This is a genomic window from Brevibacterium sp. FME17, from assembly GCF_014897515.1.
Classification (GTDB): Bacteria; Actinomycetota; Actinomycetes; order Actinomycetales; family Brevibacteriaceae; genus Brevibacterium.
On the sequence record NZ_JABUYD010000002.1, the window covers coordinates 262,125 to 285,282 of the forward strand.

At 62.7% G+C, this 23,158-nt stretch carries 21 protein-coding genes; 13 read left to right on the forward strand and 8 right to left on the reverse strand.

From position 1 onward, the window contains the following. Positions 1 to 314: 314 nt before the first annotated feature. The 4 genes from INT40_RS03125 to INT40_RS03140 are packed head-to-tail and all read left to right on the forward strand — an operon-like array spanning position 315 to position 5,126. The gene (locus INT40_RS03125) at positions 315 to 1,841 is read left to right on the forward strand and encodes a GntP family permease (protein ID WP_193095484.1); all 1,527 of its coding nucleotides are present in this window, start codon (positions 315 to 317) and stop codon (positions 1,839 to 1,841) included. Beyond that, positions 1,838 to 3,277, forward strand: a complete 1,440-nt coding sequence (locus INT40_RS03130) for a four-carbon acid sugar kinase family protein (protein ID WP_193095485.1) — start codon at positions 1,838 to 1,840, stop codon at positions 3,275 to 3,277. Before INT40_RS03125 ends, INT40_RS03130 begins: the two co-directional genes overlap by 4 nt. Before the next feature lie 46 nt (positions 3,278 to 3,323). Further along, entirely contained in the window at positions 3,324 to 4,370 is a 1,047-nt protein-coding gene (gene pdxA, locus INT40_RS03135) for a 4-hydroxythreonine-4-phosphate dehydrogenase PdxA (RefSeq protein WP_193095486.1), read from the forward strand. A 30-nt stretch (positions 4,371 to 4,400) separates the two neighbouring features. Beyond that, positions 4,401 to 5,126, forward strand: coding sequence for a DeoR/GlpR family DNA-binding transcription regulator (locus INT40_RS03140; protein ID WP_193095487.1), 726 nt, complete (start codon positions 4,401 to 4,403; stop codon positions 5,124 to 5,126). 82 nt (positions 5,127 to 5,208) lie between these two features. Here INT40_RS03140 and INT40_RS03145 read toward each other — a convergent pair whose 3' ends face one another. The 5 genes from INT40_RS03145 to INT40_RS20480 all read right to left on the reverse strand — a co-directional run bounded on the left by INT40_RS03145 (position 5,209) and on the right by INT40_RS20480 (position 8,574). Next, positions 5,209 to 6,834: a BCCT family transporter gene (locus INT40_RS03145; protein WP_319021924.1), complete on the reverse strand. Its 1,626-nt coding sequence runs from the start codon at positions 6,832 to 6,834 to the stop codon at positions 5,209 to 5,211. A gap of 180 nt (positions 6,835 to 7,014) precedes the next feature. Continuing rightward, positions 7,015 to 7,809 carry a universal stress protein gene (locus tag INT40_RS03150; protein ID WP_193095489.1) on the reverse strand — a complete coding sequence of 265 codons (795 nt, stop codon included), beginning with the start codon at positions 7,807 to 7,809 and terminating at the stop codon, positions 7,015 to 7,017. Next, the gene (locus INT40_RS20470; RefSeq protein WP_226830693.1) at positions 7,806 to 8,111 is read right to left on the reverse strand and encodes a hypothetical protein; all 306 of its coding nucleotides are present in this window, start codon (positions 8,109 to 8,111) and stop codon (positions 7,806 to 7,808) included. Before INT40_RS20470 ends, INT40_RS03150 begins: the two co-directional genes overlap by 4 nt. Continuing rightward, on the reverse strand, positions 8,038 to 8,322 hold the full coding sequence (locus INT40_RS21305; protein WP_413463544.1) for a hypothetical protein: 285 nt from the start codon (positions 8,320 to 8,322) through the stop codon (positions 8,038 to 8,040). The genes INT40_RS20470 and INT40_RS21305 overlap by 74 nt, the downstream gene beginning before the upstream one ends. A gap of 63 nt (positions 8,323 to 8,385) precedes the next feature. Next, positions 8,386 to 8,574, reverse strand: coding sequence for a hypothetical protein (locus tag INT40_RS20480; protein ID WP_226830697.1), 189 nt, complete (start codon positions 8,572 to 8,574; stop codon positions 8,386 to 8,388). 35 nt (positions 8,575 to 8,609) lie between these two features. Between INT40_RS20480 and INT40_RS20485 the strand changes: the two genes are divergently transcribed. The 3 genes from INT40_RS20485 (at position 8,610) to INT40_RS03165 (ending at position 12,229) form a co-directional block, all read left to right on the forward strand. After that, positions 8,610 to 8,792 carry a hypothetical protein gene (locus tag INT40_RS20485; protein ID WP_226830699.1) on the forward strand — a complete coding sequence of 61 codons (183 nt, stop codon included), beginning with the start codon at positions 8,610 to 8,612 and terminating at the stop codon, positions 8,790 to 8,792. A gap of 299 nt (positions 8,793 to 9,091) precedes the next feature. Then, positions 9,092 to 10,477: an MFS transporter gene (locus tag INT40_RS03160; protein ID WP_180958862.1), complete on the forward strand. Its 1,386-nt coding sequence runs from the start codon at positions 9,092 to 9,094 to the stop codon at positions 10,475 to 10,477. A gap of 135 nt (positions 10,478 to 10,612) precedes the next feature. Beyond that, a complete protein-coding gene (locus INT40_RS03165; protein WP_193095490.1) occupies positions 10,613 to 12,229 on the forward strand; it encodes a nuclease-related domain-containing DEAD/DEAH box helicase in 1,617 nt (538 codons plus the stop codon). A gap of 58 nt (positions 12,230 to 12,287) precedes the next feature. On the opposite strand, the gene INT40_RS03170 is transcribed toward INT40_RS03165, so the two are convergent. Both INT40_RS03170 and INT40_RS03175 read right to left on the reverse strand, forming a co-directional pair. Then, positions 12,288 to 13,850 (reverse strand): AMP-binding protein, encoded by a 1,563-nt coding sequence (locus INT40_RS03170; protein ID WP_193095491.1) that lies wholly within the window; start codon positions 13,848 to 13,850, stop codon positions 12,288 to 12,290. Between the two features lie 30 nt (positions 13,851 to 13,880). After that, positions 13,881 to 14,516 carry a TetR/AcrR family transcriptional regulator gene (locus INT40_RS03175; protein WP_180958861.1) on the reverse strand — a complete coding sequence of 212 codons (636 nt, stop codon included), beginning with the start codon at positions 14,514 to 14,516 and terminating at the stop codon, positions 13,881 to 13,883. A 166-nt stretch (positions 14,517 to 14,682) separates the two neighbouring features. On the opposite strand from INT40_RS03175, the gene INT40_RS03180 reads away from it, so the two are divergent. Together INT40_RS03180 and INT40_RS03185 are read left to right on the forward strand one after the other, a co-directional pair. Beyond that, entirely contained in the window at positions 14,683 to 15,825 is a 1,143-nt protein-coding gene (locus tag INT40_RS03180) for a thiolase family protein (RefSeq protein ID WP_193095492.1), read from the forward strand. Positions 15,826 to 15,852: 27 nt separating this feature from the next. Beyond that, positions 15,853 to 17,019 (forward strand): acyl-CoA dehydrogenase family protein, encoded by a 1,167-nt coding sequence (locus tag INT40_RS03185; protein ID WP_193095493.1) that lies wholly within the window; start codon positions 15,853 to 15,855, stop codon positions 17,017 to 17,019. Between the two features lie 61 nt (positions 17,020 to 17,080). Here the strand turns inward: INT40_RS03185 and INT40_RS03190 are convergent, their stop codons facing one another. Then, positions 17,081 to 18,052 (reverse strand): NADPH:quinone oxidoreductase family protein, encoded by a 972-nt coding sequence (locus tag INT40_RS03190; RefSeq protein WP_193095494.1) that lies wholly within the window; start codon positions 18,050 to 18,052, stop codon positions 17,081 to 17,083. Between the two features lie 153 nt (positions 18,053 to 18,205). Here INT40_RS03190 and INT40_RS03195 point away from each other — a divergent pair, with 153 nt between their 5' ends. The 4 genes from INT40_RS03195 to INT40_RS03210 are packed head-to-tail and all read left to right on the forward strand — an operon-like array spanning position 18,206 to position 23,037. After that, positions 18,206 to 19,240 carry a phosphotransferase family protein gene (locus tag INT40_RS03195; RefSeq protein ID WP_193095495.1) on the forward strand — a complete coding sequence of 345 codons (1,035 nt, stop codon included), beginning with the start codon at positions 18,206 to 18,208 and terminating at the stop codon, positions 19,238 to 19,240. After that, positions 19,237 to 20,064, forward strand: coding sequence for an SDR family oxidoreductase (locus tag INT40_RS03200; protein ID WP_193072497.1), 828 nt, complete (start codon positions 19,237 to 19,239; stop codon positions 20,062 to 20,064). The genes INT40_RS03195 and INT40_RS03200 overlap by 4 nt, the downstream gene beginning before the upstream one ends. Continuing rightward, complete coding sequence (locus INT40_RS03205; RefSeq protein WP_193095496.1) at positions 20,048 to 21,253, forward strand: acyl-CoA dehydrogenase family protein; 1,206 nt, start codon at positions 20,048 to 20,050, stop codon at positions 21,251 to 21,253. The genes INT40_RS03200 and INT40_RS03205 overlap by 17 nt, the downstream gene beginning before the upstream one ends. 50 nt (positions 21,254 to 21,303) lie before the next feature. Continuing rightward, complete coding sequence (locus INT40_RS03210) at positions 21,304 to 23,037, forward strand: class I adenylate-forming enzyme family protein (RefSeq protein WP_193072495.1); 1,734 nt, start codon at positions 21,304 to 21,306, stop codon at positions 23,035 to 23,037. Positions 23,038 to 23,158 lie beyond the last annotated feature (121 nt).

Here is a 23,158-nt window from a genome sequence, read left to right on the forward strand (position 1 = left end):
CGATAGCCTCAGAGCGGCAGCCACACGCGCGATACCTCGAGCATCACTGACCCCCAGAGACATGTCGGCGCGAGGATTTTGCGGGAATAGAACGTAGAAATCTGTCGCACCCGTCAACGTTCTTTTCCCGCAAAACCCACTGGCGCATGGGTCGCACCCCAAGCCTCCACGCCGCCACACCTCAAAACATTGCATAGATACGCATGTGTCGGCAATACTTGCTCATTATGTTCAACTTCGGGTTCGGTTCATGGCGAATCGACTCGGATCAACCCCGGCTCTCTGACCGAGTCGGCCTCACTGCGGAGGATCTTATGGATCTGCAACTCATCCTGGCGCTCATCGCCGGGATCGCCACGATCGTCGTCATCGTCCTGGCGACCCGCCTCGACGCCTTCATCGCACTTCTCACGGCAGCAGTCGTGACCGGCATCGTCGCCGGTCAGGACCTGCTCTCACTCGTTGACGCGATCACCACAGGATTCGGCAACACTCTGGCAAGCATCGGCATCGTCATCGGTCTGGGCGTGGGCATCGGCAAGATCCTCGAGGTTTCCGGGGCAGCAGACTCTCTGGCCCGTGCCTTCCTGAGCGCCTTCGGCAAGGGCCGTGAGCCCTGGGCCATGGGCACTGTCGGCTCGCTCGTGTCCATCCCGGTCTTCTGCGACTCCGGCTATGTCATCATGAACCCGCTGGCCCGCTCCATCGCCCGCGTCAAGCGCGGCGGCTACGTCACCCTCGCACTCGCGCTGGGCTGCGGCATGACCCTGACCCATCACATGGTTCCACCGACCCCGGGACCGCTGGCCGCGACAGGCATTCTCGGTGCCGACATCGGATCCGTGATCCTCACCGGCCTCATCTTCACCGTCATCCTCCTCCCGGTTGTCGTCATCTACGCCCGCTGGATCGGCCCGAAGCTCGAACCCGTGCTCAACTCTGCGGTTAAGCGTGATGTGTACGGCACTGTCCCACCGGCCTCGGCGCAATCACACGCCAGCGAAGGCAGCGAAGTCGCTGGTCACAGCGGCGCCGCCACCATGACCGGTGAAGACGCACCCACTGCCACCGCGACTGATGGCAACGCGGACACTGCAGACTCCGGCAACGTCGCTGACACCGTCAATGCCGAAACGGGCTCAACGAAGAAGCCTGGAGCCTTCCTCGGGTTCCTCCCGCTCATCGTGCCCCTGTTGCTCATCGTTGCCAATACCGTGTCGACGGCGATTGACAAGAACGCTCAGGGTGAGCTCTCCGGCGACGCCTACGAGCCCTCATCGTGGGTGGCCCCTCTGGCGTTCCTCGGCAACCCGGTCATCGCGCTCATGATCGGTCTCGTCCTCGCGGTCTACACCCTGCTGCCTCGTGTGACACCCCGCAATAAGGTGCAGAACTGGCTGGCCGACGCCGCAGCCTCGGCGGGTCTCATCCTGCTCATCACCGGCGCCGGTGGGGCCTTCGGCAATGTGCTCACCGAATCCGGTGTCGGTGATGCCCTGGCCGAGGGCATCGCCTCGATCAGCCTGCCGGCGTTCCTCGTGCCCTTCCTCATCGCTTCCCTGGTCCGCATCGCACAGGGTTCGGGCACGGTCGCCATGATCACCGCTGCTTCGGTCACCGCCCCGCTCATCGCACCACTGGGTCTCAGCCCACTGGTCGCGGTCATGGCCTGCACCGCCGGTTCGATGGTCTTCTCCTACTTCAACGACTCGTACTTCTGGGTCGTCACCCGCTTCGCCGGCCTCGACGGCATCAATGCCATCAAGGGCTGGTCGGGCATCACCACCGCTGTGTGGGCCGGTTCCATTCCGCTGCTGTTCGTGCTCGACTTGATCGCATGAGCGAGGACTCCACACCCCACACCCCCGACTCGGACCAGCCCAACCCCGTTGGCCCTGGATTCGGCGATGCAGCCAGCCCCCGCATTCTCATCGTCGCCGACGATCTCACCGGCGGCAACGCCTGCGGCGCCCTGTTCGCCGAGGCGGGTCTGCGGACCATCACCGTGACCGGGACGAACAGGAGCGAGAAGGTCAACCTCGATGACCTCCTCGACGACTACGACGCAGTCGTGCTCAATGCCGACTCCCGGCACCTGCCGCCGGAAGAAGCTGCCGAGCTCACCGAATCGCTCATCAGCATCACCAGTGACATCGACCTCGTCGCTTGCCGCATCGACACGACATTGCGAGGCAATGTCGGCTCCTCCGCCGAGGCGGCACTCAACGCTCGCAGAAAAGCAGCCGTCGAACACGGTGGACAGAAGAAGCGGGTCATGGGTCTCTGTGTTCCTGCGTTTCCCACGGCGGGTCGTATCACTGTCCAGGGCCAACAGCTCCTTGCGGGACGGCTGCTCGAACACACCGAACTCAAACACGATGTCCGCTCCCCCATGCACACCTCCGATGTCGACGCGATCCTATGCGAGGGCACCGATCTCGACTGCCGCCTCATCGAGATCTCGACGGTGCTATCGGGCCACTGGGCGATTCGCTCCGAAGTCCTCGATGCCATCTCCAATGGAGCCGACATCATCATCGCCGATGCTCTGACGGCCGACCACGTCAGGCTCGTCGGGTCCGTGGTCGCCTCAGTGACGAAGGAGCTTGCGGAGGACTTCACCGGGGAGGATCCCTTCGGCGCCCGAGCGAGGTCAGGCTTTCGCAATGGCGAGATCCTCGATTGGGTGACCATCGACCCGGGTCCCGGCAGTCTCGCTCTTGCACTGTCCCTGCTGCCGACTCGCCCCGGCGGTGCCATCCTCGGCATCTCCGGGTCGGCCACCGAGGTGACGCGCGCTCAGCTGGCCACGCTCGCCGACGACCCCATGATCACCCTGATCCGCACCGTCCTCGATGCGGAGAACCTCCCCGATGTCGAGGCCACACTCGAACTGGTGGAGGAGGTCACCTCAGCGCGAGCAATCATCATCGCCACCGTGCTCGAATCCGGTGACCTGCTTCAGCTGAGCAATGAACAGTCGGAGATGACGACGAAACGACTGGCCATGATCGCGGCCGCCGTCATGAGCTCCCCTGCCATCACGGGCCTCTATACGACCGGAGGCGATGTCACGGCGATGGTGATGAGAGCCGTCGGCGCCGTCGGGATGGAGATCGAGAAGGAGATCGTCCCCCTGGCCGTGGGCGGTCACCTTGTCGGCGGAAGCGCAGACGGACTGCCGATCGTGACGAAGGGCGGACTCATCGGGGACTCGGGCACAGCCGTTAAATGCCTCGACTACCTGATGGCGACCTCTCCCGTCGGACAGGGCTGAGAGACCTCACGATATGAACCACACAGAACCACACAAGGAGACTGACATGACCGCACCCGTACTCGCTATGACCGTGGGCGACCCGGTGGGAATCGGCCCCGAGATCACCGCGACGGTGCTCGCCGAATTCTCCGGCCGCGAGGATCAGCACGGTGTCGCCGTGGCTGACCTGGCCGTGATGAAACGCGCCGTGGACGTCCTGGGGCTCGACGTCGAACTGCGCCCGATCACCGACTGGTCGACACCCTCGGCTGGTGAGGGCGTCATCGACGTCTTCGACATCGGTGTGCTCGGCGAGGACCTGCCCGAGTGGGGCGTCGTCGATGCGCGTGCCGGTCAGGCCGCCGTGACCGCGATCGAGATCGCCACGAAAGCCGCAATGAACTGCGAGATCGCCGGCATCGTCACCGGCCCCATCAACAAGGAAGCCGTGTGGAAATCCGGCTCCAAGCACCTGGGCCACACGGAGATGCTGGGCGAGCTCACCGGTGTCACCAAACAGGACACGATGTTCGTCGTGGAGAACACGAAGACGCCGAACCACAAGCTCCAGGTCTTCTTCGCCACCCGCCACATTTCGCTGCGCAAGGCCATCGACGCGCTGACGATCGACACTCAGGTCGATTCGATCGAACGCGCCCACCGCGCCCTGCAGCTCTACGGTGTGGCCTCGCCGAGGTTGGCCGTCGCCGCGCTCAACCCGCATGGTGGCGAGAACGGTGCCTTCGGTGACGAAGAGATCGAGATCCTGCGTCCCGCGGTCGAGCGGGTCAACACGGCGGGCGCTTTCGAGGTCAACGGACCGATCCCTGCCGACTCGGTCTTCCACCAGGGACTGTCGGGCCGCTTCGATGGAATCCTCTCCCAGTTTCACGACCAGGGGCACATCGCGTCGAAGACCTACGACTTCGACGGCACCATCTCCGTGACCGTCGGGCTACCGATCCTGCGCACCTCCGTCGACCACGGCACCGCCTTCGACATCGCAGGCCAGGGCATCGCAGATGCTGGAACCATGCGCTCGGCCTACACCGCGGCCATCGGCTATGCACCCTTCGTCGACGGAATCCGCGCGGAATATCTGCCGCAGTAACCAGCTACCCGCCGAAGTAGGATTCTTATCATGGCAATTCGCACGGGCACGCAGAAGCGTCGCGAGGACATCCTGTCTCTGCTCACGACCGGCTCGTGGACCATCTCCCGGCTGGCTGAGGAGCTGGAGACCTCAGAGTCGACGATCCGCCGCGACCTGCGTGAGATGTCGGAATCCGGTGAGGTCATCCGCACGATCGGCGGGGCCACCGCCGCCGGCTATGTCGAACCTCCGCTGGGACAGCGGATGGAAGCCAACGCCGAGGCCAAGGATGTCATTGCCGCGGCCGCGATGGACTACCTCGGCGCCGGCGGCGTGCGAACGGTCTTCCTCGATGCGGGTTCGACCACGGTGCGTGTGGCCCAGCGCCTCCGTGAACGTCAGGATCTCACCGTCTACACGCGCGGAATCGAGATTGCTCAGACCCTGGCTCATCCGACCGGGCCTGAGGTGATCATGGTCGGCGGACGGGTCTCGGCCAAGTCGCATGGGACCACCGGTGCCTTCAGCGATCATGCCCTGAGCCGCATCCACGTCGATGTGGCTCTGCTGGGCGCCGATGCTGTGGATAAGGCGAAGGGCTTGGGCGAGCCGACTTTGGAGGAGGCTCGGACCAAGGAGCTCATCGCCGAACGCGCCCATACCGTCGTCGTCCTGGCCGACAGTTCGAAGGCCGGGCGGCAGGTGGCTGCCTGGGCTCCGATGCCGAAGGGGTGGGCCTGGATCGACGAGGATGGGGTTCACCTTCAGAAGTGAGTTCACCCGCAGAAGTCAACTCGCTCTCAGAAGTGAGAAAGACTGCGCACCACGAGGATCGTGGTGCGCAGTCCGCTTCGTCTCAGGCCAGGTTCTGTTCCTTGGCCATCTGTCTGACATAGATCGGTGCTGCGAACAGTGAGGGCAGCATGACGAAGCCCACCGGCACTGCGGTGATGACGATCGCCGATTGCAGCGCGTCGACTCCGCCGTCTCCCAAACTGATGAGCACGGCCGCAGTGACGCCGATGAGCAATGCCCATGTGGCCCGCAGCTTCGGCGAGGGTTCGCCGCTCGTCATGCATGACTGCGACATCGCGAACGACATGGAGTCCGTGGTCGTGGCCACGAACGTCATCGTCAGGATGAGGAAGCCGAGGCTGATGATCAGCGACAGCGGCAGATTATCGCTGATGGCCATGACGGCTGCGGGCAGTCCTCCGTCCAGCAGCGGTTCGGAGATGGATCCGGCTGACTTCTGTTCGAGGAAGATGCCCGTGCCGCCCAGGACAGTGAACCAGAACGTTGTGGCGATGGGAGGCAGAACCGTGGTGCTGATGAGCAAGTCCCGCACGGTGCGGCCCTTTGAGATGCGGGCGACGAAGATCGCCATCAACGGCGCGTAGCCGAGGAACCAGCCGAAGAAGAACACGGTCCACCCTGAGAGCCATTCGGTGTCGCCGCGGTAGAGCGTCATGCTGAAGAAGTCGGTCATGTACAGAGCGAAGCCGCTGAAGTAGCTCTTGATGACGAACCAGGCCGAGCCGAGTGCGAGCACTGCAGCCATGAGCGCCAGTGCCATCCAGACGTTGGCGCTGCTGAGGAATCGGATGCCTCGGCTGACGCCGGAGAAAACGCTGACACCGGCGACGGCGGTGAGCACGGCGATCACAACGAGCTGTACGGGATAGATATCGGGGATGCCGAACAGGGAGTTCAGGCCGTAGGAGACCTGCATGCCGAGGAATCCGACGGGTCCGATCGTTCCTGCAGCGACAGAGATGACACAGACGATGTCGACCACGGCTGCAATCGGTCCGGTCGCAGCTTTCTTGCCCAGAACAGGGTAGAGCAGGCTGCGAGGACGCAGGGGCATCCCCTTCTCTGCGGCGCGCATCATCACGATCGTTCCCAGGGACCCGAGGATCGCCCAGGCGAGGAAGCCCCAGTCGATGAAGCTCGTGGCAAGTGCGGCGGCCACTGCGTCGAAGCCGCTGTCTCCGCTGTCGGAGAAGTACGGCGGTGTCGTCGCGTAATGGTACATCGGCTCTGCGGCCGCCCAGAAGACTCCCCCGGCAGCGAGCAGTGTCGTCATGATCATGGCGACCCAGCTGAAGCGGTTGAAGTCTGGGCGGGCCTGGTTGCCCAACCGGGCCTTGGCCCATGGGGTGAAGATGAGGATGATGGCGATGAGTGCCGTGGCCAGCAGGAGGATCTGCCAGTACATGCCGAAGATATCGGCGCAGGCGGCGAATGCTGTGCCCACCCAGGCTGACATCTGGTCCGGAAGAATCAGGGCGAGGGCGACGAAGATCGCGAGGATTCCGACGCTGGCTCCCGCGACAGGGATATCGATGCGGCTGCGCTGGGCAGCTTCGGTGGGCCCATTTGGGGAATCATGATCGGCAGCGACGGTGTCTGTCTCTGCTGTAGGAAGAGGGTCTGCGTCCTTCTCGGATGATTCCGAATGGTTCCTGGTGTTGTCCACGTGTCGTACTGCCTTCCGAGCCCCGCTGGCCGAAGTTCCGGCAACAGGACAGTGCGTTGTGTTGAGCATTCTGTCAGGATTCGCAGCGCTCAACTCTAGGACATCAGGCGAGTGAACAGGCAGTCCCTGCCGGCAAAACCACCTGAATGTGCGGGGACTCACTCGATATTGCGGACAGTGTCAACCTGGGGCGGTCACTGGTCTCTGCATCGAGAGTCGCTTGCACCTCGGATGCGTCAGCTCCAACAGCCGTTGGGAGAGGCTGGCTGGCGCCGGGGGTTGGGCAGCAGAATCATCGGCACCGGCGAGAGGCGCATGATGTGCGTGTCCGGAAGCCACCTGATCCCACCAGTATGAGTACATACCGTGATCGGTGAATGCTCCCAGGCCGGTGGGTCGAGACGGCCTGACTGCGAAGGTGACAACCTCGACTCCGATGCCCAGCCAATGAGCCAGGCGCGACACGGAGTCGTAATACCTTTGGGCCCTGCGCGAGGGGTCGACAGCGAAGACCAACCGTCGAGCCTCGGTCCGGTACGAGTTGCAGCCGCGAGGCACCAGTGCGATCGGCAACGGCGAGGAATGGACCAAACGGTCGGTCGTGCTGCCGAGGACGATGCGCCCCAGTGGCCCGCGCACCGAGGACCCGGTGATGAGGGCCTGTGCATTGTGGTCGGTGGCTTCGGTGTGGAGCACTCGGGTCACGGATCGACCGGATCGGGTGACCACCTCGGCGTCCACATCCTCAGGCAGGGCCTCCTTGGCATCGGCGATCGCCTGGGAGGACATGTTTCTGATCTCCTTCTTCCAGTCGTCGGAGACCCCAGAGGAATCTGACATCTGGCTGGACGAGAACCGGTCCTGGACGACGAGGCAGAGGATCAGGGGCTCCCCCGTGGTCCGGGCGAGGTCAGCGCCGAAGCGCACAGCGGCGCGGCTCTTCGTATCGATGCCGAATCCGACGAGAACGCTCATTTCAGCGCCTTCTCACGTTCTTTGCGAGCCAATCGCGACTTCCGGTACCCGTAGGCGAAGTAGACGACGTCGAAGGCGAAGAGTGTTCCGATGCTGACCATCTCGGCAAGTATCTCGATCGTCACCAGCCCGGACAACAGCACCACGGATCCGACGGTCAGGGCAGTCATCAGCACCGGTGTGCCCCAGCCGGGGTGGATGCGGGAGTAGATCGGCGGCAGCAGTCCGTCACGGAAGAGAGCGAAGCCGATGCATGCCATCGCGACGATGTCGACGAGGATGACCGAGCTCAGTCCTGCCACGGCGGCGATGCCGATGAGAATGTCTGCCCAGCAGACCCATCGGCGTGTCCTTCGCCGGCTTCTTCGTCTCCTCGCCGAGGTTGGCGACGGCTTCGAATCCGGAATACGCGAAGAAGACAACCGCCGCGGCGACGAAGACACAGACGTGAACCTTGATGATGACGAGGCCGTTGGTCACCCATTTCGACTCGCGAATGCCGCGCAAGGCCACCCAGCCGAGGACGAGTGAGATGAAGATGTCGCCAAGATTGACGATCGACCCTTCCTCGGCGAATCACACCGGCGGCAGATCGAAGACACCGGCGATGTATCCGGACCAGCCCCGGGCGACGACCGAGGCACCGAGTGCGAATTCGAGGATGAGATCCCATGCGATGATCCAGGCGAAGATCTCACCGATCGTGGAGTAGGCGTAGGTATAGGAACTGCCTTGCGGTGGGAACTGCCGCTGCCAGTTCCGCATAGCAGAGGGCAGCGAGGAGAGCGACGAGTCCTGCAATGACGAAAGAGACCATCACAGCTGGTCCCGCATTGTCTTTGGCTTCCAGACCGGTGAGCGTGAAGATGCCCGCCCTCCCCCGGCTCGTCGTCTTGGTGGATGACGTCATTCCTGCGCAGCACTCCCATGAGCTCCGGCAGACTACCACCGCGGGAGCCACCGAAGTGCAGAAAAGGCGGTGAGCGGACTTTACGCCTCTTCGCACCTCAGACGAAGCGCGCCATCAAACCGAAATTGTGTCAATAGGGAACAGGTAACGATATCTGCAGAGTTTCCTGTGAAACTATTCGTGCGTTCAGATTTTGCCTGAATTTCACGTCACTCCAGGTCAGAGACTCATGAAATTAGGGAACCGACATAGACACGCCGTTGGCTTGACAACATTTTCGCGTTGATTCGCTCAGAAGATACTCGTAGCGTACATAGTCGCTTCTCTCATGAGGTCCATCACGATGATGGCCCCACACGATCGGAGGAACACGTGAGTAACTCCAACACGCATCCCGATGCCAACATCCCCGATGCCCCACCCGAGCCAGACCTGAAAACCGTCCGCAAGGCAGTGACCGCCTCGGCGCTGGGAAACGCCACGGAGTGGTTCGACTACGGACTGTACGCGGTCTCGATCACCTACATCACCCAGCACTTCTTCCCGGGCAGCCACGGTCAGCTTCTCGCGTTGCTCACCTTCGCCGTGTCCTTCATCTTCCGACCGCTCGGCGGCATCGTCTGGGGTCCGATGGGCGACCGTCTCGGTCGCAAGAAGGTACTGGCTCTGACAATTCTGCTTATGGCCGGTTCGACCTTCTGCATCGCACTGCTGCCCAGCTACGCCACCATCGGCGTCTTCGCGCCGATCATCCTCGTACTGCTGCGCGTCATCCAGGGATTCTCCTCAGGCGGCGAGTACGGCGGCGCGGCCACATTCATGGCCGAGTACGCCCCCGATAAGCGCCGTGGCTTCTATGGCAGCTTCCTCGAGTTCGGCACACTGGCCGGCATGGCCGCCGGTTCGCTCTTCGTCCTTCTGCTCCAGCTCGGTCTGGGCGACGAGAAGATGATGGACTGGGGTTGGAGAATTCCCTTCGTCTTCGCTGGCGTCCTCGGCGTGGTCGGCCTCTACATGCGCACAAAGCTCGACGAGTCTCCCGTCTATGAGGAGCTCAACGACAACGACCAGGGCAAGTCGGTCAAGGAAGTCTTCCGCATCCTGTTCACCGACTACTGGAAGCAGCTGCTCATCCTGGGCGGCATGGTCGTCGCGGTCAACGTCGTCAACTACACGCTGTTGTCCTACATGCCCGCCTACCTGCAGGGCCCGGTCGGCATGGGTTCGAATGCCGCCCTGACAGTGATGTTCCTGGCCCAAGCGTTCATGATGATCCTCATTCCCTTCGGTGGGATACTCTCGGACAAGGTGGGACGCAAACCTGTCTGGTACTTCTCGCTCGTCGGCCTCTTCGTCGCCGCCATCCCGATGTTCATGCTCATGGCCAACGGCTTCGTCTGGGCCCTCGTCGGGCTCGCTGTACTCGGGATTCTCTACATCCCGCAGATCTCGACGATCTCGGCGACCTTCCCTGCGATGTTCCCCGGCCCAGTGCGTTTTGCCGGCTTCGCGATCTCCTACAACGTCTCGACCGCGCTCTTCGGAGGCACCGCACCCTCAGCCAATGATGCGATCATCGGGGCTACAGGAAATACGATCGTGCCTGCCTACTTCGTGATGGGGGCGTGTGCCATCGGCTTCATCGCCACCATATTCATGAAGGAGACGAAGGGCGCGTCGCTGCGCGGCTCTGGTCTTCCCGAAGAGGGAGCCGACATCGTCTTCGAAGAGCAGGAACTCGTCGAAGACGCGAAGTGACCGACGTCTGCACTCACAAAGCGCTGACAAAGGCTGACAGAGCTCAGCGCAGATAGCCTCAGGGTGCTGTTCGGGCCCGCTGGATTCCCAGCGGGCCCGAACAGCATCTGCTGACTATTGGGATAGTCTCGGACCATGGTCACGTTGATCCCACAGCAGCCTGATTTCGCTGATTCCACCGCCGAGGAAACCGTCTGGAATTCCTTGTGCGAACAGCTCCCCGACGAGGCGACAATAGTCCACGGTCAGCGCCTGACCGGTGAAGACAAAGACGTCGAGATCGACATTCTTGTGCTTTGGCCCGGTGTCGGGATCGCCGTCATCGAGGTCAAGGGCGGTCGCGTCAGCGTCGAGGACGGGACCTGGATCACACAGGGTGTGCAAGGGCATCGCAATCGACTCAAGGTTTCCCCACTCGAACAGGCGATGGTCGCCAAGCACACCCTCGTCACCTATCTGAATTCGCGTGTCTCGAAGACACCGGGACCCATCAGCCACCTCGCGGTGCTGCCCTACACCCAGCTGCCCCGGGATTGGGAGCAGCCGGATGCGCCGAGGCGCCAGCTCGTGGACTCCACACAGCTCGATTCGATCGCCGCAGCGATTGCCACCCAGATGCGCTTCGACTTCAATCCTGCCCGCGACGATCTCTTCACCCCACACGAGTTCGTCTTGAAGAACCTGCGGCGGACGAATCAGGCTGTTGAGAATGTACGCATCACGGCCTCAGAGATCTCGGATCGAGCCGATGCACTCAGCCGTGAACAGGCGAAGCTCACCCGCATCCTGCGCCACCAGAACCGCGCAGAGGTCAGTGGCGGTGCCGGCTCGGGCAAGACTTATCTGGCGCTCCGCAAAGCCAGAGCTCTCACGCAGGAGGGCAAGAAGGTCGCGCTGATGTGCTATTCGCGGGGGCTGGGGCGTTTTCTCCAGCTCTTCACCGCGCAGTGGCCAGAATCCGACCGGCCGGCGTATGTGGGCCTGTTCCACGATCTGCCGATCTCCTGGGGCGCGGCACCGGGCAGCGATGACGACTCCGACTATTGGGAGCACAATCTTCCCGTTCAGCTCAAGGACCTAGCTGACAGCCGCCCGCGCAAGAGCCTCTTCGACGCCATCGTCATCGATGAGGGCCAGGACTTCAGCCTGCTGTGGTGGGAGGCTGTCCAGTCGTGCCTGCGCAACCAGGTCGAGGGCACCCTCTATGTCTTCACCGATGAGCGGCAGCGGATCTTCGGTCGCGACGGCGAGTCACCGATCACGATGAATCCTATCCAGCTCGATGAGAATCTGCGGAACTCCGAACAGATCGTCGCCGGGTTCGCCCACCTCGCGTTCGAACCACCCATCCCCCGCAACGGACCCGGCGAGGAGATCGAATGGAGCAGGGTCGAGATCGACGATGCCATCGCCGAGGCGGATTCCCAGGTGGAATCGCTCATGGACTCCGGATGGAACCCCGGTGACATCGCCCTGCTGACGACCGGCAGCCGCCACCCTGAGCAGAGATCGATCGTCGAAGCGGAAGGCCCCTCGGCCTATTGGGATCAGTTCTTCGCCGCCGAGGACGTCTTCTACGGTCACGTCCTCGGCTTCAAAGGCCTCGAACGTCCCGTCGTCGTCCTCTGTCTCAATGGCTTCCGCGACATCGAACGAGCCTTGGACATGCTCTACGTCGGAATGTCACGAGCGACCACCAAACTCGTAGTCGTCGGTGATCTCAGCGTCTTCGACCGGATCGAGAAAAACTGAGTACTTCCGCCCGAGGCGTCTTCATCCGGCGAGCGCTCAATCTGCGAGTGCCGAGCACTCAGCCTGCGAATGCTGCAGGATCCGGCAGCTTGCGCTTAACCAACTTCCCTGTCGGTGTCCGCGGCAGCTCAGCCACGAAATAGAACTCGCGGGGAATCTTGAAACGGGCCAGCTTATCGCTCAGCCACGTCCGGATCTCGTCCGCCGCTCCGGCTTCGTCGACACCGTCGGCCAGCTGCACGAATGCCACCGGGACCTGCCCCAACTCGTCATCGGACTGTCCTACGACGGCGACATCGGCGATCTGAGGTCGAAGCGCCAACGCATTCTCGATCTCCTGCGGGTAGATGTTGACTCCGCCCGCGATGATCAGGCCAGTAGTTCGCTCGGCGATGTAGAGGTAGCGATCCTCGTCGAGGTACCCCATGTCGCCGGTCGTCGCCCAGGTGTCGGGGTGGTCCGGATGTCTGGATGTCTGCGTCTTCGCATCGTCCTTGTAGTACTCGAACAGGGATCTTGCGTCTTCGAAGTAGATGACGCCGACCTCCCCTGCCGGAAGCTCCTGTCCATCCGGACCGCAGATGTGGACAATGCCCTTGATTCCGTCACGACCGACCGAGCCTGGCTTCTCCAGGGACTGTTCGCTGGTGATCACGGTCAGGCCGATGCTCTCGGTTGCCGCATAGTACTCGTAGAGGACGGGCCCCCACCACTCGATCATCGCCTGTTTGACCTCCGGCGGACAGGGAGCGGCTGCATGGATAGCCACCTCAAGACTGCTGACATCGTAGGAGCTGCGGACTGGCTCGGGGAGTTTGAGCATTCGGATGAACATCGTCGGCACCCATTGGGAATGGGTCACGCGATGCTTCTCGACCATCGCCAAAGCAGGCTCCGCCTCGAAATGCGACATGATGACGGCGGTTCCGCCCCTGGCATGCGTCGTCATCACGAAACGCAGTGGCGCAGCATGGTAGAGCGGTGCCGGTGAGAGGTAGACAGTTTCCGAGTCGAAACCGAAGAGCATAGTGAACAGCTTGACGATCGACACATCCTCGTCTTCGATCTGCAGATCTGTCGGCCCGGGCAGGATCCCTTTCGGCCGCCCGGTGGTGCCCGAGGAGTAGAGCATGTCATCCCCTCGCGGTTCGACTACCGGCTTCCTCGCCGAGGCGGCTGCCAGCACCGCCTCATATTCGTCCCAGTCGGCGAATACGTCACCGCCCTCACCCGTGGGGACGGCGTCGATGCGGATCCGGTTCTCCACCTGCTGACACGAAGCCGCCACCTCGGCGGCCGCATCCAGAGCAGTGGAGAGCAGGAAGACCCTGGCGTCGCAGTCGTCGACGATATAGGCCGATTCCGCGGCCGTCAGGTGCGAGTTGACGACTGTGATGATCCCACCGGTGCGCAGCGCCGCCCAGAGTGCCTCGACGATCTCGAAACGGTTCTCTGACATGACGGCGATGTGGTCGCCCTTGACCAATCCTGCGGCGCGCATGTGGTTGGCCAGGCGCAGCGATCTGTCCTCGAGTTGGCCGTAGGTGAGCACAGCATCGGTGTCTGCCATGACGACGGCTGGCTTGTCGGGGGTCTCCGCTGCCCATTTTCCTGGATACATGTCACGTCCTTGTCAGTGTCGGCATTGAGGTCATCCGGTGGTTGTGTGCGCAAGGAGCGTACGCGCGGTTCGCTGCCATTCTCCGATCATCGGTTCGGTTGCGGGGTCGAGGTGGGAGAAGGTGTAGGTTACGGCCATCCCGCGCATGCTGGAGAAGAGAATGTTGAACATGTGCTCGTACCGCTCGGACGCGCAGATCTTCGGCCCGAACAGCTCCCGAGCGTTGTCCCTGACTCGCTCGAGGACCGTCTTCTCATGGTTTCGCACCTTCTCCGCGAGCAGGTCGTCCGTGCGGGAGGCACCCCAGAGCTCGAGTGCGGTGAAGAAGCTCGAATGCATGAGACCGGCCCACAGCGTCAGCACCGCCCAGTCGGATCGCGGTCCCACCTCGGCGGCAGGAGGACGCTTGCGCATCAGGGAACGGCTGAGATCATCGGTCCGGTCCTCCAGATGACGGTCGAGACGCTGTTCGCCGAGGCGGGCCACCGCGGCCGTGAGCAGCTCCCGTTTCGAGGGGAAATGGTGCAGAAGCCTGCCCCGGGTCACGCCGGCCCTGGATTGAACCTTCATCGTCGTCGTGGCTGAGTAACCCTCGGCGAGCAGGCATTCGATCGTTGCGTCGAGGATGATCTCTCGCGAAAGTGCCGTCCGGTTCGACTGATCCACTGCACTCTCCTCCGCCTGCAGATCGACTGGCCCGTCTACTTACGGTCTATCTTGACTGTTTCTTGGCTTCGTGAAAATCTTAACTCACGATCAGTTATCTGAGTCACATACTCGCCATCGACCTCCAGCTCTCTGACTGCAGGTTCGGCACCTCGAAGGAGCACAGATGAACGACGCAGTCATCGTCGCCGCACGACGTACACCGACCGGCAAGCGCAAGGGCACGCTCTCAGGCATCCATCCGGCCGACCTGGGCGCCATCGCCGTGGCCGATGTCGTCGCCCAGACAGGGATCGATCCAGAAGTCATTGACGACGTGATCTTCGGTTGCGTGTCCCAGTCCGGCGAGCAGACCGGTGACATTGCACGTACCGTCGCACTCTCCGCAGGACTCCCCGAGTCAGTGCCCGGCGTCACGGTCGACCGGCAATGCGGGTCCTCCCAGCAGGCCGTGCACTTCGCTGCGGCCGGCCTCATCGCCGGACAGTACGACGTCGTCGTCGCAGGCGGCGTCGAGTCCATGTCCCGCGTCCCCATGGGCTCATCTGCCGCTGGCCAGTCCCCGTACGGGCAGAAGTTCAATGCCCGCTATGACGACGTCACGCCGAATCAGGGCATCGGCGCTGAAATGATCGCAGAACAATGGAAACTGAGTCGCACCCAACTGGACGAACTCGCCGTGCGTTCCCACGAACTCGCAGCCGCAGCCACCGATGCCGGTCGCTTCGAATCCCAGATCATCACTGTGAGCACCGAAAGCGGAGACCTCAGAACCGATGAGGGCATTCGCCGCGGCACCAGCGTGGAGAAGCTGGCTGGTCTCGACACCGTGTTCAAGCAGGACGGCGTCGTCACCGCAGGCAACGCCTCCCAGATCTCCGACGGTTCGGCAACCATGCTGATGATGACCTCAGCCAAGGCGAAGGAACTGGGCCTGACCCCGATTGCGAAGGTGCACACGGCCGTCCTCGCCGGCGCCGACCCCGTCATCATGCTTACCGGCCCCATCCCCGCAACTGCGAAGGCGCTGAAGAAGTCCGGGCTCTCCGTCGACGACATCGGAGTCTTCGAGATCAACGAAGCCTTCGCCTCGGTGCCGTTGGCCTGGCTGCAGGAAACCGGAGCCGACATCAACCGCCTCAACCCGAATGGCGGGGCCATCGCTCTGGGCCACCCACTCGGCGGCTCGGGTGCGAGGCTGATGACGACGATGATCCACCACATGCAGCAGCAGGGAATCCGCTACGGACTGCAGTCGATGTGCGAGGGCGGCGGCCAAGCCAACGCCACCATCCTCGAACTGCTCTGAACCCGTTTGACGAAGAGGACACCACCCATGAAGAGAAACCTGTACAACGAGGACCACGAAGCCTTCCGCGGCACCGTCGCCACCTTCCTCGACCGTGAGGTCGTGCCCCACGTCGAAGCCTGGGAGGAAGAGCACCTCGTCGACCGATCAATGTGGAAGAAGGCCGCCGAGGCGGGCGTCATCGGCCTGACCATCCCCGAGGAATTCGGTGGAGCCGGAGTCGATGACTTCCGATTCGAGATGGTCCGCAGCGAAGAGATCGCCCGGCGAGGCGTCGGCGGGACGACAAGTGGATGGGGAGTATCCGACGGTATCGTTCCCGGCTACCTCCTGGCCTTCGGCACCCAGGCTCAGAAGGAGAAATACCTGCCAGGCCTCGCCTCGGGCGAGGCGATCGGTGCGATTGCCATGACCGAGCCGAATGCCGGCTCTGACCTCCAAGGCATCACGACTAAGGCTGTGCGCGACGGAGACGACTGGGTGATCAACGGCGCGAAGACTTTCATCACCAATGGCTACCACTGCGACTTCGTCATCGTCGTCGCCCGCACGAATCCCGACGCCAAGCCGTCCCAGGGGACTTCACTGTTCATCGTCGACGACGGCACTCCGGGCTTTGAACGCGGGCGAAAGCTCAAGAAGCTCGGCATGGACGCCCAGGACACATCGGAGCTGTCCTTCTCCGATGTGCACGTGCCCGCCGATGCTCTCCTCGGCGAACTCGACCAAGGGTTCATCCACCTCATGGTCAACCTGCCGACCGAGCGCATGCTCATCGGTTCGGGAACACTGGCCGGCGCCAGAGCAGCACTTGCGTGGACGGGCGAATACGTCTTCACCCGGCCAGCCTTCGGACAGACGATCGGGGACTTCCAGAACACGCGTTTCGAACTCGCCGAGCTCGAAACCCGCGTCGATGCCCTTGAAGCATTCGTCGACCGCTGTGCGCTGGCGCTCAACGCCGGTGAGCTGACTCCAGTCGATGCGGCGAAGGCGAAGTACCTGGGCTCCGACCTCGAGATCGAGGTCATCAACAGGTGCCTGCAGCTCTTCGGCGGCTATGGTTACATGCTCGAATACCCGATCTCCCGAGCGTTCAAGGACAGCCGGGTCCAGGCGATCTTCGGCGGATCGAACGAGGTGATGAAGGAACTCGTCGGCCGCGACATCGCCAAGCGCTACCGCCAAAAGTGACGCGTGCGGTGCGGCGGTGGTTTGCCCACAGCCGCACCGCACAATTGTGTTTCAGTGTTCCCTATTCGCCTTTGACTTCGAGGAGCACCTTGCCCTGCACACTGCGGGAATCGAGTTCGCCGATCGCCTTCGCGGCGTCGCTGAGCGGATAGGTGCCGTGAATCGCCGGGTTGAGCTTACCCGCCGCCACATAGGCGGCGATCGAATCCCACTGTTCGGCAATGTAGCCGGGCCGCTCGCGGGTCGCGGCTCCCCACGCCACACCATCGACGGAGATGTTCTTCAGCAGCAGACGATTGACCTTGACCGAAGGGATCTCACCGGCGGTGAATCCGAGGACAAGAAGGCGACCATAGGGGGCGAGGACTCGGGTCGAGTCCGTGAAGCGGGCCCCGCCGACCGGGTCGAAGACATAGTCGACTCCGTCCGGGTAGATCTCCTTGGTCGCGTCCTTGAACCCCTCGGCCATGACCACGTGGGTGGCACCGAGTTCGCGGACGGTCTGAGCCTTGGCCTCGGTCGATACCACGCCGATGACCTCGAGGCCCATGGCCAGCGCCATCTGCACCGCCGCTGATCCGAGTCCGCCGGCGGCGCCGTGGACGAGGATGGATTGTCCTGCCTTGGCCTGCGCCCTCAAGCGCAACGCAAAGTCCGCGGTGAGCACGTTCATCGGCATTCCCGCCGCATGCGCCAGACTGATGCCATCAGGCACGGGCACCGTCTGCTCGTCGTTGACCACCATGAATTCGGCGAACGAGCCTTTGCCGGGAATTGCGGCCACACGGTCACCCACGGAGAACCGGGATCCCGGGCCCGCCTCGGCGACAATGCCGGCAGCCTCCGACCCGAGGACGAAGGGCAGGTCGTGCTTGACCTGGTACATGCCCCGGGTCTGGAGCAGTTCGGGGAAGGTCACGCCGGCATAGGCGACCTCAATGAGGACCTCACCTTGCCCCGGGCTTGGCCGGTCGACCGCGGCGAGCTCAACATCATCTGGTCCGGTCAAGGCGGCAACGCGAATGGCTCTCATGATTTCCTCACTGTGGATGAAAGAAGCTTGGGATGGCCCACTCATCACTATCACATTCGGTGGTGACCGACATCACGATTTCAGCTTGACTCCCACGCTCCGTTTGAATACTGTGATTGAAACTGAACGATTGTTCACTCGGGAGGGTCGACGTTGACCACAGCACCTGCAGGATTCGATGCTTCAACCATCGGAGCATGGATTGAGGACCGGTTCGGAGTCACGGACTTCGACGTCGAAGTCATGTCCATCGGACGCTCAAATCTCACATTCACCATCACCGTGGACGGACTCCCGCGCTGGGTGCTCCGACGTCCACCGCTCGGGCATTCCGGCGGAAGCGCGCACAACGTTTCGCGGGAGGGCAGGATCATGGCCGCGTTGTCCGACAGCCCCGTTCCAGTCCCCCATGTCATCGACATCGTCGACGATCCTGAGATCCTCGACGTACCCTTCGTCTTCATGGATCACTGCCCCGGGTTCGCCATCAACGAACCCACCGATTGGGCGCAGATCCCCGATGGCCCTGGACTCAACGACAAGCGGGCGTGCGCGTTCGGCATGGTCGACACGTTAGCGGCAATCCATCGCGTCGACATCGACGAAGTGGGACTCGGCGACCTGCGCCGCAACGGCGGGCTCATCGAACGGCAGCTGCGACGCTGGCTCGGACAGGTTGAAGAGATCTCGATGCGCGACATCCCCATCATCCGCGAAGTCCACGACGCCCTGGCCGAGAGAATGCCCGACCCGGCCGGCAGCCCAGTCGGCCTGGCTCACGGAGATTTCAAGCCCAACAACATGATCTTTGCCCCGGACGGTGCGGTCAACGCGGTCGTCGACTGGGAGCTCACCGCCGTCGGCGAGGTGCTCACCGATCTGGGCTACTTCGTCGCGATGCTCACGGTACCCACCGACTACACGAGCATCTGGGTTCCTACCCCCAACCTCGGCTTCCCGGAGGCTGAGGAGATCATCGACCGCTACCAAGAGGTCAGCGGACACGAGGTCCACGACGTCGGTTACTACGAGGCCTTCGCGATGTGGAAGCTCGCGTGCATCCGCGAAGGTGTCTACACACGCCTGGTGACCGGCAAGATGGGCGACCTCGACCTCGATCCGGAAGCCGCCGGTGCCGGAGTCGAAGACCTCGCACGGCAGGCCCTGACACTTCTGGAGAAGTCATGAGCAGCCTCGCCAATACCAAGGCCATCGTCACCGGGGCCGCCGGTGGCATCGGTGCCGCCCTTGCTGCCGAACTCATCACCCGCGGAGCCACCGTCGTCCTCGCCGACCTGTCCGCGACGGTCACCGACACCGCCGCCGGACTCCATTCCGGTGCGCACGCGTGGGTGGGGGACGTGTCCTCGGTCGACGGAATCGACGATCTCATCGCCTTCGCCGACGACCGCCTCGGCGGGGTCGACATGTACTTTGCGAACGCCGGCATCATCGGGCCTGCTGGTCTCGGCGATTCCGACGGAGATTGGGACGCAATCATCGACGTCAACCTGCGCGCCCACATCCGCGCAGCTCAAGCCCTCATCCCCCGCTGGCAGGAAGCCGGATCAGGATATTTCGTCGCAACTTCGTCGGCGGCCGGCCTGCTCACCCAGATCGGATCGGCCGCGTACTCGGTGACCAAACATGCCTCGGTCGGGTTCGCCGAATGGCTGTCCCTGACCTACCGCGACGACGGCATCCGGGCCTCGGTCATCGCCCCGATGGGCGTCGACACAAACCTGCTGCGCGACAGCGGTGCCGACGGACCGGCACAGTCCGCGGTCACCGAGGCCGGCGCGGTGCACACGCCCGCGGCCGTCGCAAACGTCGCCCTCGATGCCGTCGAGGCTGAGCAGTTCCTCATCCTCCCCCACCCCGAGGTGCTCGACATGTACCGCATGAAGGGCAGCGACTACGACCGTTGGCTCAAGGGCATGAGCCGCTATCAGAACCGACTCAACGAAGCGAACCGACTCAACGAGGAGACCACACATGCTGGAAACAAGTGAACGCAGCCGCGATTACCAGGAGCGTCTGACCACGTTCATGAACGACTTCGTCTACCCCTCGGAGTCCGTCTATGCCGAGCAGATGGCTGCGGCAGACAGCCCGCACACTCAGCCGCAGATCCTCGAGGACCTCAAGGCCGAGGCCAAGAGCCAGGGACTGTGGAACCTCTTCCATCCCGACCCCGAATGGGGGCCGGGATTGACGAATCTCGAGTACGCGCCCCTGGCCGAGATCACCGGCCACAGCATCGAGATCGCCCCCGAATCCATCAACTGCAATGCCCCCGACACGGGCAACATGGAAGTCTTCACCCGATTCGGCACTGATGAGCACAAGGAGAAATACCTCAAACCTCTGCTCAACGGTGAGATCGCCTCGGCATTCGCCATGACCGAACCCGCGGTTGCCAGCTCCGATGCCACGAATGTTGAGATGCGCATGGAGCCCACCGAGGACGGGTTCGTCCTCAACGGCCGCAAATGGTTCGCCTCGAATGGCATGCACCCCAATTGCCGTGTCCTCATCGTCATGGGCAAGACCTCCCCCGATGCCGAGGTGCACCGTCAGCAGTCGATGCTCGTAGTTCCGATCGATGCCCCCGGTGTCACCGTGGTCCGCAACCTGCCCGTCTTCGGTTACCACGATCGGGAGGGCCACGCCGAGATCACGTTTGAAAACGTCAAGGTCCCTGCCAGCGACATCCTCAAGGGCGAAGGTGAGGGGTTCGCGATCAGCCAGGCCCGCCTGGGTCCAGGTCGCATCCACCACTGCATGCGTGCGATCGGTGCGGCCGAACGGGCGCTGGAGCTCATGGTCAAACGCGCCGAGGAGCGGGTGACCTTCGGTGAGAAGCTGTCGTCTCGCGCGAATATTCAGGACTGGATCGCCGAGGCCCGGATCGAGATCGATCAGGCCAGGTTGCTGACATTGCATGCTGCGGACATGATGGACAAGCACGGCAACAAGGTCGCGAAGAACGAGATCGCTGAGATCAAGGTCGTCGCCCCGGCCATGGCGCTGAAGATCATTGATCGTGCGATCCAGGTCCACGGCGGCGCCGGTGTCACCGAGGACTTCCCGCTGGCCAGCATGTGGGCGCACATGCGCACCCTGCGTCTGGCCGACGGTCCTGATGAGGTCCACAAACGTTCGATCGCCCGCAACGAGATCAAGAAGTATCGTAAGTAAGTCCAGCACATCCTGTTCGACATCCATTCAACGACGAAGGAAGCGAAGCAATGAGCAGTTGGTTTGACACCCGGCCCTGGCTGAAGACCTGGGGAGATCTCGCGAATAACCCCTACACCCTCGAGAAGTCCACCACTCTCCAAGACCTGGCGTCGACGGTCGCCTCATACGGCGACGAAGAGGCCATCAGCTACTACGGATTCGGCCTGACCTGGTCGCAGTTCGACCAGTATTCCACGGCGTTCGCCGCCTATCTGGTGGAACGGGGAATCACCGCCGGCGATCGCGTCGCGATCTATGAGCAGAACACTCCCGCCTTCATGATCGCCACCTACGGCATCTGGAAGACCGGAGGCGTCGTCGTCCCGCTCAACCCCATGTATCGCGGGGAACTGGAGCACATCTTCGCCGACGCCGAGGTGAAGGGACTTGTGGTCTCGAAAGCAGCATTCCTGGGCCGGGTGGCTCCGTATGCGGCGGCCCTGCCTGTTGTCGTGCTCAGCGATGACCGGAGCTATCAGGTCGATGGTCCCGATGCGATCTTCTCTATGTTCGATGAACTGCCCGGAACACCTGGCGAGAATCCCGGCATGGGCCAGACACCGAACCTCCCTGATTTCCAGGCCGTTGTCGAGTCCCATCTGGGTACCGATTTCACGGCGGTCATCCCAACTCCTGAGGACGAGGCGATCGTTGTCTACACCTCCGGGACTTCTGGCAAGGCAAAGGGCGCTTCCGGATCTCATGCCTCGGTGTCGAGCAACTCACGCTACTGTGTGCGGACACCGACCTTCGAACCAGGTGACGGCTTCCTCACGCTGGCCCCGGTCTTCCACATCACGGGGTTCATCTGCCAGTTCATCGCTGGAGTCAGTGGTGGTGCTCGGCTGATCCCCAACTATCGGTTCGAGCCGGGAACTCTTCTCGAACTCTTCCTGCGGGAGAAGCCGACGTATATGGCGGGGCCAGCCACGGTCTATACGGCGATGCTTGCCCATCCCGCTGCGACTGCAGAACACTTCGCGTCGTTCAAGCGGATCATGTCGGGTGGAGCTCCCCTGCCCGAGGGACTGGTGAACAAGTTCATGGACAAGACCGGTGTCTACATCGGGCAGGGATACGGCCTGACTGAAACATGCGCGCAGGCCGCCACTGTCCCGCCCGGGCTGAAGGCGCCGGTGGATCCCGACAGCGGCAATCTCTCCTGCGGTCTGCCGCAGCCAGACACGATGATTCGCATCCTCGATGATGCCGGCGAACCGTTGGGACCCGATGAGATCGGCGAAGTCGCCATCTCTGGCCCTGAGGTCGTCTCCGCCTACATCAACAATGAGAAGGCCACGGCCGAGCAGATCCCAGATGGGGAGCTGCGCACCGGCGATGTCGGCTATATGAACGACGAAGGATGGCTGTTCATCGTCGACCGTAAGAAGGACATGATCAACGCCTCCGGCTTCAAGGTCTGGCCGCGGGAAGTCGAAGATGTCCTGTACATGCATCCCGCGATTCAGGAGGCAGCAGTTGTCGGCATTCCCGATGAGTATCGGGGAGAGAGTGTTGCTGCGTTTGTGACTCTGCAGTCAGGTCCCGAAGCCGACGAGGTCACAGAGGCCTCTATCGTCGAGTTCTGTCGCGAGAAGCTGGCCTCCTTCAAGGCTCCACGTCGGGTGACCATCATCGACGAGCTGCCGAAGACGAGCTCCGGCAAGATTCTGCGGCGCACCATTCGTGCCGATGCGGTTGCCGCAGCCAAGGCCGCGCAACAGGCAGCCGGCACGAACTGAACGGTACAGCACCCGATCCTGCCGCTATTCGATCGTTCGATTGCTCTCGGCAGGCAGTCGCAGTAGCGTACTTCTATGGAGCCGGTGACGTGCGCCGACCTGAAGAAACACGAAGAAGGTA

Coding starts and splice junctions, on each gene's coding strand:
- INT40_RS03125 (WP_193095484.1), top strand. CDS start 315: ATGGATCTGCAACTCATCCTGGCGCTCATCGCCGGGATCGCCACGATC.
- INT40_RS03130 (WP_193095485.1), top strand. CDS start 1,838: ATGAGCGAGGACTCCACACCCCACACCCCCGACTCGGACCAGCCCAAC.
- pdxA (WP_193095486.1), top strand. CDS start 3,324: ATGACCGCACCCGTACTCGCTATGACCGTGGGCGACCCGGTGGGAATC.
- INT40_RS03140 (WP_193095487.1), top strand. CDS start 4,401: ATGGCAATTCGCACGGGCACGCAGAAGCGTCGCGAGGACATCCTGTCT.
- INT40_RS03150 (WP_193095489.1), bottom strand. CDS start 7,809: ATGAGCGTTCTCGTCGGATTCGGCATCGATACGAAGAGCCGCGCCGCT.
- INT40_RS20480 (WP_226830697.1), bottom strand. CDS start 8,574: ATGCGGAACTGGCAGCGGCAGTTCCCACCGCAAGGCAGTTCCTATACC.
- INT40_RS20485 (WP_226830699.1), top strand. CDS start 8,610: ATGACGAAAGAGACCATCACAGCTGGTCCCGCATTGTCTTTGGCTTCC.
- INT40_RS03165 (WP_193095490.1), top strand. CDS start 10,613: ATGGTCACGTTGATCCCACAGCAGCCTGATTTCGCTGATTCCACCGCC.
- INT40_RS03170 (WP_193095491.1), bottom strand. CDS start 13,850: ATGTATCCAGGAAAATGGGCAGCGGAGACCCCCGACAAGCCAGCCGTC.
- INT40_RS03180 (WP_193095492.1), top strand. CDS start 14,683: ATGAACGACGCAGTCATCGTCGCCGCACGACGTACACCGACCGGCAAG.
- INT40_RS03185 (WP_193095493.1), top strand. CDS start 15,853: ATGAAGAGAAACCTGTACAACGAGGACCACGAAGCCTTCCGCGGCACC.
- INT40_RS03190 (WP_193095494.1), bottom strand. CDS start 18,052: ATGAGAGCCATTCGCGTTGCCGCCTTGACCGGACCAGATGATGTTGAG.
- INT40_RS03200 (WP_193072497.1), top strand. CDS start 19,237: ATGAGCAGCCTCGCCAATACCAAGGCCATCGTCACCGGGGCCGCCGGT.
- INT40_RS03205 (WP_193095496.1), top strand. CDS start 20,048: ATGCTGGAAACAAGTGAACGCAGCCGCGATTACCAGGAGCGTCTGACC.
- INT40_RS03210 (WP_193072495.1), top strand. CDS start 21,304: ATGAGCAGTTGGTTTGACACCCGGCCCTGGCTGAAGACCTGGGGAGAT.